General features: G+C 66.5%; 13 protein-coding genes. 6 read left to right on the forward strand and 7 right to left on the reverse strand.

Going from position 1 to position 12,470, the window contains the following annotated elements; all coding sequences use genetic code 11:
- Positions 1 to 22: 22 nt before the first annotated feature.
- Both ACSUZC_RS22995 and ACSUZC_RS23000 read right to left on the reverse strand, forming a co-directional pair.
- Positions 23 to 1,036 (reverse strand): zinc-binding dehydrogenase, encoded by a 1,014-nt coding sequence (locus tag ACSUZC_RS22995; RefSeq protein ID WP_439030749.1) that lies wholly within the window; start codon positions 1,034 to 1,036, stop codon positions 23 to 25.
- Positions 1,033 to 2,757 (reverse strand): PEP-utilizing enzyme, encoded by a 1,725-nt coding sequence (locus ACSUZC_RS23000; RefSeq protein ID WP_439030750.1) that lies wholly within the window; start codon positions 2,755 to 2,757, stop codon positions 1,033 to 1,035. Before ACSUZC_RS23000 ends, ACSUZC_RS22995 begins: the two co-directional genes overlap by 4 nt.
- 159 nt (positions 2,758 to 2,916) lie before the next feature.
- Between ACSUZC_RS23000 and ACSUZC_RS23005 the strand changes: the two genes are divergently transcribed.
- Positions 2,917 to 3,693 carry an SDR family NAD(P)-dependent oxidoreductase gene (locus ACSUZC_RS23005; RefSeq protein ID WP_439030751.1) on the forward strand — a complete coding sequence of 259 codons (777 nt, stop codon included), beginning with the start codon at positions 2,917 to 2,919 and terminating at the stop codon, positions 3,691 to 3,693.
- Positions 3,694 to 3,834: 141 nt separating this feature from the next.
- Here the strand turns inward: ACSUZC_RS23005 and ACSUZC_RS23010 are convergent, their stop codons facing one another.
- The 5 genes from ACSUZC_RS23010 to ACSUZC_RS23030 form a co-directional block, all read right to left on the reverse strand.
- Positions 3,835 to 4,602: a ThuA domain-containing protein gene (locus ACSUZC_RS23010; RefSeq protein WP_439030752.1), complete on the reverse strand. Its 768-nt coding sequence runs from the start codon at positions 4,600 to 4,602 to the stop codon at positions 3,835 to 3,837.
- Positions 4,603 to 4,619: 17 nt separating this feature from the next.
- Positions 4,620 to 6,035: a dihydrolipoyl dehydrogenase gene (lpdA, locus tag ACSUZC_RS23015; RefSeq protein ID WP_439030753.1), complete on the reverse strand. Its 1,416-nt coding sequence runs from the start codon at positions 6,033 to 6,035 to the stop codon at positions 4,620 to 4,622.
- Between the two features lies 1 nt (position 6,036).
- Positions 6,037 to 6,798 carry an SDR family NAD(P)-dependent oxidoreductase gene (locus ACSUZC_RS23020; protein WP_439030754.1) on the reverse strand — a complete coding sequence of 254 codons (762 nt, stop codon included), beginning with the start codon at positions 6,796 to 6,798 and terminating at the stop codon, positions 6,037 to 6,039.
- A gap of 54 nt (positions 6,799 to 6,852) precedes the next feature.
- The gene (locus tag ACSUZC_RS23025; RefSeq protein WP_439030755.1) at positions 6,853 to 7,560 is read right to left on the reverse strand and encodes a histidine phosphatase family protein; all 708 of its coding nucleotides are present in this window, start codon (positions 7,558 to 7,560) and stop codon (positions 6,853 to 6,855) included.
- Between the two features lie 104 nt (positions 7,561 to 7,664).
- Positions 7,665 to 8,396 (reverse strand): TetR/AcrR family transcriptional regulator, encoded by a 732-nt coding sequence (locus ACSUZC_RS23030; protein ID WP_439030756.1) that lies wholly within the window; start codon positions 8,394 to 8,396, stop codon positions 7,665 to 7,667.
- Positions 8,397 to 8,473: 77 nt separating this feature from the next.
- Between ACSUZC_RS23030 and ACSUZC_RS23035 the strand changes: the two genes are divergently transcribed.
- The 5 genes from ACSUZC_RS23035 to ACSUZC_RS23055 all read left to right on the forward strand — a co-directional run bounded on the left by ACSUZC_RS23035 (position 8,474) and on the right by ACSUZC_RS23055 (position 12,458).
- Entirely contained in the window at positions 8,474 to 9,334 is an 861-nt protein-coding gene (locus tag ACSUZC_RS23035; RefSeq protein WP_439030757.1) for a TetR/AcrR family transcriptional regulator, read from the forward strand.
- A 67-nt stretch (positions 9,335 to 9,401) separates the two neighbouring features.
- Positions 9,402 to 10,148, forward strand: a complete 747-nt coding sequence (locus ACSUZC_RS23040) for a ThuA domain-containing protein (protein ID WP_439030758.1) — start codon at positions 9,402 to 9,404, stop codon at positions 10,146 to 10,148.
- A gap of 108 nt (positions 10,149 to 10,256) precedes the next feature.
- Entirely contained in the window at positions 10,257 to 10,562 is a 306-nt protein-coding gene (locus ACSUZC_RS23045) for a hypothetical protein (RefSeq protein WP_004020683.1), read from the forward strand.
- Positions 10,559 to 11,953 carry an aromatic ring-hydroxylating oxygenase subunit alpha gene (locus ACSUZC_RS23050; protein WP_439030759.1) on the forward strand — a complete coding sequence of 465 codons (1,395 nt, stop codon included), beginning with the start codon at positions 10,559 to 10,561 and terminating at the stop codon, positions 11,951 to 11,953. The genes ACSUZC_RS23045 and ACSUZC_RS23050 overlap by 4 nt, the downstream gene beginning before the upstream one ends.
- Positions 11,954 to 12,269: 316 nt before the next feature.
- Positions 12,270 to 12,458, forward strand: a complete 189-nt coding sequence (locus ACSUZC_RS23055) for a hypothetical protein (protein ID WP_439030760.1) — start codon at positions 12,270 to 12,272, stop codon at positions 12,456 to 12,458.
- Positions 12,459 to 12,470 lie beyond the last annotated feature (12 nt).

A 12,470-nucleotide genomic window follows, 5' to 3' on the forward strand; every position in this document is an offset into this window, starting at 1 on the left:
TCCGGGCTCTCGGTGATCGGTGTCAGTTCAGGGCGACCAGCATCTTGCCGACGTTCCCGCCCTCGAGCATCGACAGGAACGCTTCCACCGCGTGGTCGATCCCGGAGTGGATGGTGGACTCGGCGACGATCTTCCCCGCGGAGAGCCACCCGAGCACGCGGTCCTCGAACTCGGGACGTAGATCCTCGTGATCACGAACGATGAATCCGGTCAACGTGATCCGCTTGAGGATCGCCTGCATGAGGTGGTCGACCGACGGACCGTCGCCGCCGCCCGCGGAGATCATCCCGCACATCGCGACGCGACCGTTGATGCGCAGATCGTGCAGCGCCGCGACAAGATGCTCCCCGCCGACATTGTCGAAGTACAGATCGATGCCGTCGGAGACGCGGCGCAACCCGTCGGACACGGACTCGGCGCGATAATCGATCGCCGCGTCGAAACCCAGACGCTCGGTCAGCAGCGCTGACTTCGCCGGTCCACCCGCGCTGCCGATGACGCGCCCGGCGCCGAGGAGTTTCGCGAACTGACCGGCGGCGCTGCCGACCGCACCCGCCGCAGCGGACACGAAGACGTCGTCGCCGGCCCGGAGGCCACCGGCACGCAGCAGACCGCAGTAGGCCGTGAACCCGGGTTGGCCGAGCACGCCGAGCCAGTGATGCAGATCGACGCCGCGCGGGTCGATGACGGTGGCCGCGTCGGCGTCGACGACGGCGAGTTCACGCCACCCGAGTCGGTGCCGGACGCACGCACCGTCGGGGATGCGGGAGTTGCCGCAGACGACGATGCCGATCGCCGAGCCGTCGAGGGGCGCATCCTCCTGGAAACTCGTGGTGTAGTGCATCTCCGAAGTACTCAACCGCCCGCGCATCGAGGGGTCGACGCTCATGTAGCGGTTCTCCACGACGATCTGGTCGTCGCGGACGGACCCCAGCGCGGCTTCCCGGACCTCGAAGTTCTCCGCGCGCGGAATCCCGTCGGCGGGCCGCCGCTTCAAGAACACCGCACGCGTGGTCGCCTCCACCCCGCTGTTCATGGCAGCTCCAGGATGGTGACCGTGCCCTTGGATCCGTCGACCTCGACCAGCGTGCCGTCGGGGATTCGGCGGGTGGCGGCGGGAACGCCCGCCGCACAGGGAATCCCGAGCTCGCGGCTGACGATCATCGCGTGCGATCCCATGGCGCCGACGTCGGTGATGGCAGCCGAGGACACCATGAACAGCGGCGTCCACGAGGGATCGGTCTGCGGCGCCACGAGGACCTCGTCCACCTGGAAGCTGTCGAGGTCGTCCATCGACGTGATGGTGCGGGTGCGTCCGCGGACCACCCCCGGAGATGCCCCGGACCCGTCCAGGACTTCACCCGCGGTCACCTCGTCCACCTCGACCTGGTCCTTGCGTCGTAGTCCCGACAGTGGCGGCAGCGGCTCACGGGTGTCGAGGAAGGTCGGCAGGTCCAGGCCGAACAGGCCTTTCCACGCACGGTGCCGTTCGGCGAGGGTGTCGGTGAGTGCGGCCGGATCGCTGGCCAGGAGGTCCAGCTCGTCGTCGACCGCCATGAAGACGTGGTCGGCGGAGGCGAGATGCCCCTGCTCGTGCAGCCGCCGTCCGAGCTCGGCCAGCGGTACACGCGCCTCGTGCAAGACCTTGATGCAGTTGGTCTTCGCCCGTTCGCGCCAGGCGGCGAAGCGTCGTGCCGAGGCGAGCGCCGCGTCGAGGGTCGCCTGCCCTTCCGCGTCATCGCCGACGATCGCACGTGCACGCTCCAGGGCCGCGTCGGTGTCCCCCGCGTGCTCGGCGAGGCGTGCGGTCGGCGATGCAGAATCCTCCTGCAGGCGCAGCCGGTCGATGAGGCCGAGCACCAACTCGGGTTTGGTCTCCCACGACGTCGACCCGAGGTCCCATTCGTTCGGGCCCCGGTAGCCGAACTCGGCGATGAAATCGGCGAAGGAGGCATCGAACTTGGGATCGATCCCGCACACCCGGGCAGCGATACCGTCGATTCCCTGATCGAACGCCTCGGTCAGACGCTCGTCGGCGCGAACCATCCGGCCCAGCTCCCAGAGCGCGAACGACGGAAGCGCCGAGTCGACATCGCCCGCCGAGCCCACCAGGGTCACGATGAGGTCTTGGTTGTCCGGGCCGAGAAGCTGGCCGAGCACCGACGGGCCGACCGCCGCCCCGTTCGTCGCGGCCACCTCACCCCGCCACGCGGCCCGCTCGAGGGGCATCACCGACCGTGCGCGGGCGACGAGTGCTACGGGGGTCAGAATCGACAGGTCGGGACGCTCGGTACGCAACCGGTCGGCCAGCACGCGATCCTCGTCGAGTTCGGGGAAGGTCTCGGTGGACAGAATCCAGGCGTTGCGAGCGGCCAATCGCGCACTCGCGTCGGCGTTCTCGTCGTCGGGATGCCCGACGTACTCGGGGATGTCCGGATCGCCACCGTAGAACAGCTGGTCGACGAGCTCGACCGACAGGCCGCCGCGGATACCCACGAGCCGCGACATCGACAGATTGATGTACAGATGCCCGTAGAAGATCCCCGACGATGCGGCGACATCCGGCTTCTCCACGAGCGAGTAGCTCCCGTGGAACGCATAGCCGGCGTTCCACCCCGGCAGGATGTTCTGAATCCACCCGAGGTCGGCGCCCAGCGGCGTGATGGGATCGGACAGCACATCGCTGGCGTTGAGGCGCGTGTAGATCGGTAGGCGTGCACTCGGTTCGGTGTCGACCAACCAGCGCTGTTCGGACATGTCGCTCTCGTCTCTGCTGGGACCGCATGGGATGAGCGGTCATAGTTTCTTGACAGGGTATACACGTGGCCTGTGATGTGTGACACTCTACCTGCAAGACTGTAGGCGTTGGCAAGTAAGTCGCCTCGGTCTCTCGTATCGGAATCAAGGAGACGTTCGATGAAGTTGCAGGACAGAGTTGTTGCCGTCACCGGCGGGACCCAGGGAATCGGCCGCGGGATCGCCGAGGCGGCTCTCGCGGAGGGTGCGAAGGTCGCTCTGAACGGCCGGTCGAAGGAGAAGGGGGATAAAGCTCTGGCCGATCTCGGCGCGGGCGATCGCGCAGCCTTCTTCGCCGGCGACGTCACCCTGCAGGCCGACGTCGAGGACTTCATCGAGCAGACCGTGAGCACCTTCGGACGCATCGACGTCCTGGTGAACAACGCGGGCGGCGCGAACGACCTCCAACCCACGGCACAACTGTCGGACGAGGAGTGGAATCTGGTCCTGAACTGGAACCTGAACTCCAACTTCTGGGCCACCCGGCGCGCGCTCCAACACATGATCCCGCAATCCCACGGGCGCATCATCAACATCTCCTCGGTCGAGGGCAAGCAGGGCAAACCGGTCTTCACTGCCTACGTCGCGGCGAAGCACGCGATCAACGGGATGACCAAATCCATTGCGCGCGAGGTCGGTACCCAGGGGATCACGGTCAACGCCATCTGCCCCGGACTCGTCATCACCGACATCATCAAGAACAACGGACCCCAGACCGCGGCGGCGATGGGCATGAGCTTCGAGGAGATGGTGGACCTCTTCGCCCAGGAGTCCGCCATCAAGCGACCCAACACCGTCGAAGAGGTCTCCGCGATGGCGATGCTCCTGGCCTCGGACGCGGGCGCAGGCATCACCGGCGCCATTCTCAGCGTCGACGGCGGCACCGCCTCCTACTGACTCACCTCGCTCCCTGCAGTCCCAGCACTTCCGCTCACTGATTCCGTTCCCGCTCACCATATTTCGGTGAGCGGGAACGGATACGGTGAGCGGGAACGGATCGGCGTGCGCGTACCTGCGTCGGGGGCACCGTGAGGTTCGTCAGAAGGTCCCGCGCACCGCCCACTCGACGCAACGTTCCAGGATCGTGCGGAATTGCGGCACATCCCAGCTCCCGCGGTCGACGCGGCCGAGGTCGTCGATACCGAGGTCCTGCACATCGAACCTGCCCCGGCAGTGCCCGAGCGTGAAGTAGCAGACGGTCCCGGGATCGTGGTGTTTGAGATAGAGCACCGGGCGGGGCTCGTCGATCGACGTGTGCCCCTCGTCGAAACCGGTTGACTCGCCGACGAAATGGGTGTGTGCGAGTACCTCGATCGGTTCGAAGAGCTCGCTCACGTAGAGCTCGTCGACGGCGTCGAAATCATCGACACCCGCCACCAACGGGTGGTCCGGGTCGGCGATCTCGACGCGGTAGGGCGCGATCGGCGGATGACCGAGGAACTGACTGCCGACCAGCGCGGGCAGCACCCCCATGGATCGGGGGGTCACGTAGCGGCTGGCCGACCCGGGCGGGGTGGGTTCGATGGCCGAGTTGGTCGCGTGCAGGGCCAGCCAGCGACCGCCCCGTGCCAGGAACCGTGTCAACGCATCTTGAGCCCCGACATCGGGAATCCGGTTGCAGGTGTAAGTGATCAGCAGGTCCGCGGCGTCGAGGGCGGATACGCATCCGTAGTCCTCGAACACTCGGGTGCGCACCGTCTCGTGCTCGCCGAGTAGTCCGAGGATCTCCAACCTGGCGTGATCGAAGTCGTGCCATTGCCCACCACAGATGACGACCGCGTCCAGTCGGCCGGCAGGTCCGGACATACCGCTCCTCGAGGATCTCAGGCGTGCGCGTGCAGAGGTTTACCGGCCAGCGCCAGATGTGCTTCGCCGAGTGCCTCGGCCTGGGTCGGGTGCGCGTGCACCAGGTTCGCGACATCGTCCGCGTTCGCTTCCCAGTTGTAGATGAGCTGCGCCTCGCCGATCAGTTCACCGACACGATCACCGACGAGGTGGATTCCCACCACCGGACCGTCAGTGCCCGCCCGGATCAGCTTGACCCCACCCGCGGTCTGCAGGATGCGACTCTTTCCGTTGCCACCGAGATCGTGTACGGCGGTGGTTATCTCGCCGTGCCGTTCCTTCGCCTCGACCTCGGTGAGGCCGACGGAGGCCACCTCCGGATGCGAGTAGGTCACCCGCGGGATTCCGGTGTCGGCCACGGGCGCGCTGTCCAGGCCCGCCAGCTGTTCGGCGACGAAGATGCCGTTGCCGAACCCGCGGTGGGCGAGTTGAGGTCCCGGCACGATGTCGCCGATCGCGTAGACGCCGGGCACTGCGGTCTGCAACCACTCGTCGACCACGACGAAGCCGCGGTCCAGCCCGATGCCGGCCTCTTCGAGACCCAATCCGGCAGTGCGCGGTCCCCGTCCCACAGCCACCAGCAGGACGTCCGCGTGGAGCGGTGCCGACTCCCCGGCGAGCTCGACGACCACTCCGGATTCGGCGGCGTGCGCCGTCGAGAGCATGGCGCCGGTACGAATGGTGATGCCCCGCTTGCGGAACGCCCGGGTCAGTTGCTTCGACGACCACTCGTCCTCGGTGGGCAACAACCGGGGTGCGGCCTCGACGACGGTGACCGCGACGCCGAGCGACGCCCACAGACTGGCGAACTCGCACCCGATGACACCGCCGCCGAGCACGATCGCGGTCGTGGGGATCGAGTCGAGTTCCAGGGCACGGTCGCTCGTCATGATCGGGCCACCGATCTCCACGCCCGGCAGAGTCCGCGACTGCGATCCGGTCGCGATGACCAGGGCCTCACCGCGAACGCGGGTGGCGCCGCCCTCGATCAGATCGACGTCGACGGTCCGCTCATCCGAGATCCGACCGTACCCGCGGACCACCCGGATCCGGCGCGAGGCGATGAGACCCTCGAGCCCTCGGTACAGACCGTCGACGACCTTCTGCTTGTAGGCGTGGACCGCGGTGATGTCGATGCCGTCCAGCGAAGCCTTGATCCCGAAATCTCCGGCATGTCGTACGGATTCGGCGATGCCGGCAGCATGGAGCAACGCCTTGGTCGGGATGCACCCGTTGTGCAGACAGGTTCCGCCGAGCTTGTCGGACTCCACGAGGACGACCGACATGCCGAGTTGCGCTGCGCGCAGGGCACACGAGTAACCGCCCGACCCGCCACCCAGGACGACGACGTCCGCGGTCTCGGTCGAGCCGGTCTCATTGGAGTCCGCACTCATGTCAGAAGTCGAATCGGTTGGTGAAGCCGCCGTCGATCACGAGGTTGGTACCCGTGATGTGTCCGGCAGCCGGCGACGCGAGGAAGGTCACTGCGTTGGCGACGTCCTCGGCTGCCGCGAACTTGCCGAGCGCGGCCGACGACAGCGCCGCGTCGTACAGCTGCGGTCGCTGTTCCTTGATGGTGTCCCAGGGGCCGCCCTCGAAGTACACCGGGCCGGGCGAGACAGCGTTGACCCGAATGCCTTTGGGCCCCAGAGCGCGGGCCTGCGCCGACGAGTGCTGCAGCACTGCGGCTTTCAGGGCACCGTAGCTGTTGGCGGTGGTGATGGGGCCGGCCTCGATGGCCGAGGTCGTGCTGATCGTGACGATGGAAGCGGCCGAACTCTTCTCCAGATGAGGCGCCGCGGCCTCGATGAAGTTCACCAGGCTCATGAGGTCGACGTTGAAGCTGTTCTCCCAGGCCTGGCGCCCCTTACCGGTCATTGCGGAAGCGTTGACGATGACGATGTCGACTCCGCCGAGTGCGTCGGCGGCGTCGGCGACGAACGAGCTCACCGCTTCGGATTCACCGACGTCGACGGCCTTCCAGAACACCGTGCCGGTTTCCGACAGCTCGTCGGCGACCGTTTTGAGCTGGTCTTCGCCGCGGGCACAGATGCCCACCGAGGCACCCTCGGCGAGAAGCGTCCTGGCGATGGCCAGGCCGATGCCCTTGCTCGCACCGCTGATGAGGGCGCGCTTTCCGTTGAGATCGAGATCCATGTCGGGTCCTTCTTGTCGTGTCGATGTTCAGGTCGGTGGATGGCGGTCGTGGGGCTAGAGATTCATCGCCCCGACGGAGGTCTGGAATTCGAGGACGTGGCCGAAGTCGTTGATCGACTGGACTGCACGTCGGGTGTCTGCGCCGCGAAGCACGCTGACAGAGGTGTGATGGACGCGGACGGGCATGTCGAAACCGCTGGCGAGCGCATCGGCGAGGACTGCGTTGATGACGCCGCTGTGGCAGGTGATGACCACCCGTTCGCCGAGGTGGGCGTCGACGATCAGCCCGACCTCACTGAGCACCCGCGCGCGGAAGGCCACCGGGTCCTCGGCGTAGGGGAACGCCTCGTACTTGCGAGTTCGGATGTGCTCGCGGAAGATTCGCGAGATCTCCTCGTGGGGCAGCGTCTCGAAGGGCGACTGATCTGCGGGGAAGCTCTGCCACGGTTCGTATTCGGTGAGGCCGTCACGGACCACGGGTTCGAGGCCGTGATGCTCGGCGATCGCGCGCCCGGTGTCGAGTGCCCGGCGCAGCGGAGAGCTGTAGATCGCGTCGACGGCACGGGTCGACAACCGCGCAGCGACCGCCCGGACCTGACGTTGTCCGAGCTCGGAGAGCGGCGGGTCCACGGTCTCGGCTGCGCTCAGCTCCTTGCTCAGGGCCTGCTCGCCGTGACGGATGAGCACCAACTCGCACAAACCGTCCAGCGGGGCGAACGGGTTGTCGAGATCGATGGAGCGCGCACGGGTCTGATGGGGCACGCCCTCAGTGAACCACAAACTGAGGCCGCTATAAAGATACTGCGCTGATCTCCCAGCTCATCGGTCGCGAAGTGTTGTGGAGCTATAGATGGTGGTCTGCGGGGTCACACACTCGCGATGTCGGTCGCCAGTTCGCGCACCTCGTCGGAGAAGCGGCGCCGTCCAAGATTCGCGAGCACGATGTCCTCGGTGAGCCACGACGACGCGGATACCTCGAGCAGGCTGGACAGCGCTGTCGCGGCGGCGGCCTGCTTGGCCTTCGACGTGATGCGGTCACGCACCCGCAGCTCTGCGGAGAAGATCGCCAGCATCTCCAGCCGGACCTCCCGACGTAGCGCCTCGATCGACAGACTCCACCCGGGCGACCGCACGAAGTAGACCAGCGAGGCGGCGCGGTGAGCGTCGGTCCACTCGAGCACGGACACGATGACGTCCCCGAGGGTGGCGTCCGGGTCGCTGTCGATCTCGGTCCTGAGCTGCGTCAACATCTGCTCGGCGAACAGGCGCAGGCCCCCGAGGAGAACTTCTTCCTTGGACGGGTAGTGGTAGTAGACCGCCGCCGAGGTCATCTGCGCCTCGGCCGCGATGTCGGCGACGGTCACGTCCTCGATCGAGCGCATCGAGTAGAGGTGCATGGCCGCTTCCACCACGACGTCGCGCCGGGAGGGGCGATGAGCGGCCCGTTTGGCGCCGGATCCCGTCCCGCTCGCGGCCGTCGTCCGCGCGGCGCCGCGGCGATCAGAAGGAGTCCGCCCAGAAGGGGTCCGGCCTGAAGAATTCTTGCCCGCCATGCAATAGATCATGACAGCATCGGGACCTGCGACCCGCTGTGCCATCCTGTTGGCACCCCGTGGTCGACGAGCAGAGGTCGTACCGTGGGCGGACGACGACCGGGAAACGGTGAGGAGGACGCGTGGCGAGATCGAAGCGAACTGATCGGGCGACGGACCGCGCGGCGGCCCCCGGAACACAAGACCCCGGCGCACAGGACCCCGGCGTAACCGGCCCGGACGCGGACTGGCTCGGCTGGGACTCGTCGCCGGCCGCCGACGATGTGGGCTTCGACGAGGGCCCCGACCCCGACGCCGCCCGAGAGGTGCCGGACGGCGAGTCGGTGACCCCGGCGGAAGCCTCACCCGAAACCACACCCACCGGCAACGGCACGACCGCACATCGCCCGTCGCGACGGCATCTGATCGTCAAGGCCGCCGTGCGGGTGTTCTCCCGGAAAGGCTTCGCCGAAGCCTCGATCCAGGAGATCGCCACCGAGGCGGGAATGGTCCCGACCGCGGTCTACTACCACTTCGCGAGCAAAGAAGAGCTGTTCGAGAGCGCGTTGGGCTATGCCATGGACGCGAGTTCGGCCGCGGCGCAGTCAGCTCGACCCGATGACGTGTCGGCGAGCCCGGACACGTTCAAGGATGTCGTCTCCGCGGTGTGGGACTGGACTGCAGAGCACCCGAATTCGGCCCGCATGCTGTTCCTGCAGATGGCCGGCGGCGCGACACCCGGCACTCGACTGCTGGCCAAGGAGTACGAGGAGCGCCACATCCGGCGAGCGTTCGACTACTTCCCCGCGGGGGAGGATCCTCCCAACCGGCGCGCCGCGACCGCCCAGCACGCCGCCCGCACGCTACGGGTCCGGACCATGATCGCGATGACCATCGCCATCCAGCCGCTGCGCATCGAAGGCGGCCCGTTGTCGGACATACCCGTCACCAGTTTGCGCACCGCGACCACCGACGTCTGCACGAAGATGATCGAAGGACGCTGACCACCGACATCGGACTGCAGTAACTTGATCGAAGACACAGTTACTTCGATGCTGGTTGGAGTCCCTCATGCGCATCCTCGCGGTCACCGGCGGTCATTCTTTCGACCGGACGGCCTTCGCCGACTTCGTGGAGTCCCTGCCGGGTGAGGCCACCTGGCGCGAACACCCCGACGCCGAGGTCGGCCCGGACGAACTCGCCGAGTTCGATGCGTCCCTGCACTACGACATGCCCGGGACGCTGCCCGAGCCGTCCGGTCCACCGGAAGCGTTGCGCACGTGCCTGCGGGACGCGCCCGCAACCGGCCACGGATATGTGATCCTGCACCACGCCATCGCCAGCTGGGCGAACTGGGACGAGTGGGCAGAGTTCGTCGGCGGACGCTACCTCTACTCACCCGGGACCGTCCGCGGTCAAGAACGCCCCGATTCGGGATACCGGCACGCTGTGGCACAGCGCATCTCCGTCGAGGACGTCGAGCATCCGGTGGCCGCGGGCCTGCCGGCACATCTCGACCTCGTCGACGAGACCTACCTGTGCGAGGTGTTCGAGGACTCGGTGACACCGCTGTTGCGGACGGATGCACCGATGACCGAAGACGTGCACTTCTCCACCGCACTCGCCATGTCCGGCCGGCGCGACGAGCGTGAGGGTTGGCACCATGAGCCCGGCTCGTCGCTGGTCGGATGGACTCGCACCAACGGACGGTCGCGATTGGTCTACCTGCAACCGGGCGACACCGCGGCAACTCTCGGCGACCCGCACTACCGCAGGCTGGTCGCCAACGCATTGACCTGGGTCGCCCGTCGGCGCTGATGCTTTTTTGACAGTCGATACAGTTCGATGTGTCGCTGCTCACTCCCGGTGCTACAGTTAGTGCATACGTTGCCAAGTAAGAGGCGGCAGTCCACCGAGGAGATCCCGATGCGTCAGATCCGGCATCCGATGAGTCGAGCCATCTACGAATTCGACGAGGACTACAACGTGCTCGTCACCACCAAGGACGGGAAGACCGGCACCTTCGACCCGGAGGGCCGCTACCTGCACGGCGAGGTGAAGTCCGTCGATCCGGAGATGGCGCGGTGGGTCGGCCTCGGGCCACGCGAGCCCGTCCCCATCACCCAGAACCGCCGTTTCATGGGCGCAGCCAAGCTTCTCGAGAAAATGCAGGCGGACAAGCTCGCCGAAGAAGCCCGTGCCACGCGCCTGGCCGAAGGAGGCAAACTGTGACCGAGATCGACACTCGTAGCGCCGATCAGACGGCTTCGCGGGATGAACAGTCCGACTATGCCGAGAGCTACCAGCGGCTGCTCGACACCGATACGCACCCCGTCCCCCAGGTGCTGCGCGAGGAGACCCACGACCTCTACGAGGACCAGAACTTCATCCCGGTCTCTCGCTACATCAGCCGGAAGTATCACGAACTCGAGCGAGATCGTATGTGGTACAAGGTCTGGCAGATGGCCTGTCGCGAAGAGGAGATCCCCGAGCCCGGCGACACGCACGTCTACGAGATCTGCGAGAAGTCGATCCTGGTCGTACGCGGACAAGACATGTCGATCCGCGCCTTCTACAACTCATGCCTGCATCGCGGTCGCACGCTCCGCGAGGAGAGCGGCCCCGCCGGACATGACCTTCGGTGTCCGTTCCACGGCTTCTGCTGGAATCTCGACGGGTCGCTGAAATCCATGACGTGCGAATGGGATTTCCCACACGTCGACAAAAGCACCATGGACCTTCCCCAGGTCAAGGTCGACACCTGGGGCGGTTTCGTCTTCATCAACATGGACCCGGCGTCGGAGTCCCTGGCCAGCTTCCTCGGTGACCTGGGCAAGCACTTCGAGGCGTGGCCCCTGGAGGACCGCTACATCCAGGCGCACGTGGCGAAGGTGATCGACGCGAACTGGAAGATCGCCCAGGAGGCGTTCTCCGAGGCGTTCCACGTCGTGACCACCCACCCGCAACGCGTTGTGGGAACCGGTGATTCGAACAGCCAGTACGACGCCTGGGGCAACTTCAACCGCGGTATCACCGCCAACGGTGTCCCGAGCCCGCACATCAGGTTCGTCCCGACCGAGCAGGAAATGTTCGACTCGATGGTCGATGCCCGCATCGACGAGGACCCCATGGTCACGCTGCCCGACGGCGTCACCGCTCGTGAGATGTCAGGGCTCCTCGCCCGCGAGGGTCTCCGAGACACCATCGGTGATGTCAAGGCGGACAACATGTCCGACGCCGAGTCACTCGACAGCATCTACTACACGGTGTTCCCGAACTTCCACCCGTGGGGCGCCTACCAGCGGATCGTCTACCGGTTCCGTCCCAACGGCGACGACCACGACACCTCCATCATGGACGTCTACCTGCTCGCACCGTTCACCGGCGAACGGCCGCCTGCGGCCAAGGTGCAGTGGCTGACTCCGGAACAGACCTGGATCGACGCGACCGTGCTCGGCAGCTCGGCCCGCGTCTTCGACCAGGACGCCTACAACATGCCGAAGGTGCACCGCGGGCTGAAGACGACGACGCAGAAGTACCTGCCGCTCGCGGGTTACCAGGAACTCAAGATCCGCCACATGCACCATCTGCTCGCGAAGTGGGTGGGAGAGGACGTCGACTGATCCCCCCGTCGTCGACGATCCCGATTCGGCGCTGCGACTTCGGATGACGTCGCAGCGCCGACTTCGTGCCCGCCCCGTTGACTGTGCGGCCCAATCCGTCGACCGTGCGCCCTAATCCGTTGACCGTGCGTCCCAATCCGTCGACTGTGCGTCCGTACGCGTTGACCGTGCGTCCCTACCGGTTGACTGTGCGCCTCCGCTGGTTGAGCCTGTCGAAACCGCGCCTCCGCCGGTTCACGATTGATGCGCCGGCCGCGGCCTTCCCGAGATCGACGCCGCAGTAGATGAGTTCGTCGGCATGATGGGTGGTGTGTTGATGTTGACGCTGGTGATCCTCGTCGGGGCCGCGGCTGCGGCATGTGCGATGACCGCCGCCTACGTCTATCTGCGGCCCGGCCGGGACCACGTGGAGGCCGAGCGTCTGGCGCGCCGCTGGCTGGTGGCCACCGGCCTCCTCGGGTTCACTGCCCTCGCACTACGGTTCGGGTGGTTGTTGCTGAGCTGAGGCCGTTCCAGA

Source organism: Gordonia terrae, assembly GCF_051789125.1.
GTDB classification, from domain to species: domain Bacteria; phylum Actinomycetota; class Actinomycetes; order Mycobacteriales; family Mycobacteriaceae; genus Gordonia; species Gordonia terrae_A.

Bases quoted from the DNA above. Each gene is read 5' to 3' on its own strand.
- ACSUZC_RS22995 (WP_439030749.1), bottom strand. From the start codon at position 1,036: ATGAACAGCGGGGTGGAGGCGACCACGCGTGCGGTGTTCTTGAAGCGG.
- ACSUZC_RS23000 (WP_439030750.1), bottom strand. From the start codon at position 2,757: ATGTCCGAACAGCGCTGGTTGGTCGACACCGAACCGAGTGCACGCCTA.
- ACSUZC_RS23005 (WP_439030751.1), top strand. From the start codon at position 2,917: ATGAAGTTGCAGGACAGAGTTGTTGCCGTCACCGGCGGGACCCAGGGA.
- ACSUZC_RS23010 (WP_439030752.1), bottom strand. From the start codon at position 4,602: ATGTCCGGACCTGCCGGCCGACTGGACGCGGTCGTCATCTGTGGTGGG.
- lpdA (WP_439030753.1), bottom strand. From the start codon at position 6,035: ATGAGTGCGGACTCCAATGAGACCGGCTCGACCGAGACCGCGGACGTC.
- ACSUZC_RS23020 (WP_439030754.1), bottom strand. From the start codon at position 6,798: ATGGATCTCGATCTCAACGGAAAGCGCGCCCTCATCAGCGGTGCGAGC.
- ACSUZC_RS23030 (WP_439030756.1), bottom strand. From the start codon at position 8,396: ATGGCACAGCGGGTCGCAGGTCCCGATGCTGTCATGATCTATTGCATG.
- ACSUZC_RS23040 (WP_439030758.1), top strand. From the start codon at position 9,402: ATGCGCATCCTCGCGGTCACCGGCGGTCATTCTTTCGACCGGACGGCC.
- ACSUZC_RS23045 (WP_004020683.1), top strand. From the start codon at position 10,257: ATGCGTCAGATCCGGCATCCGATGAGTCGAGCCATCTACGAATTCGAC.
- ACSUZC_RS23055 (WP_439030760.1), top strand. From the start codon at position 12,270: ATGTTGACGCTGGTGATCCTCGTCGGGGCCGCGGCTGCGGCATGTGCG.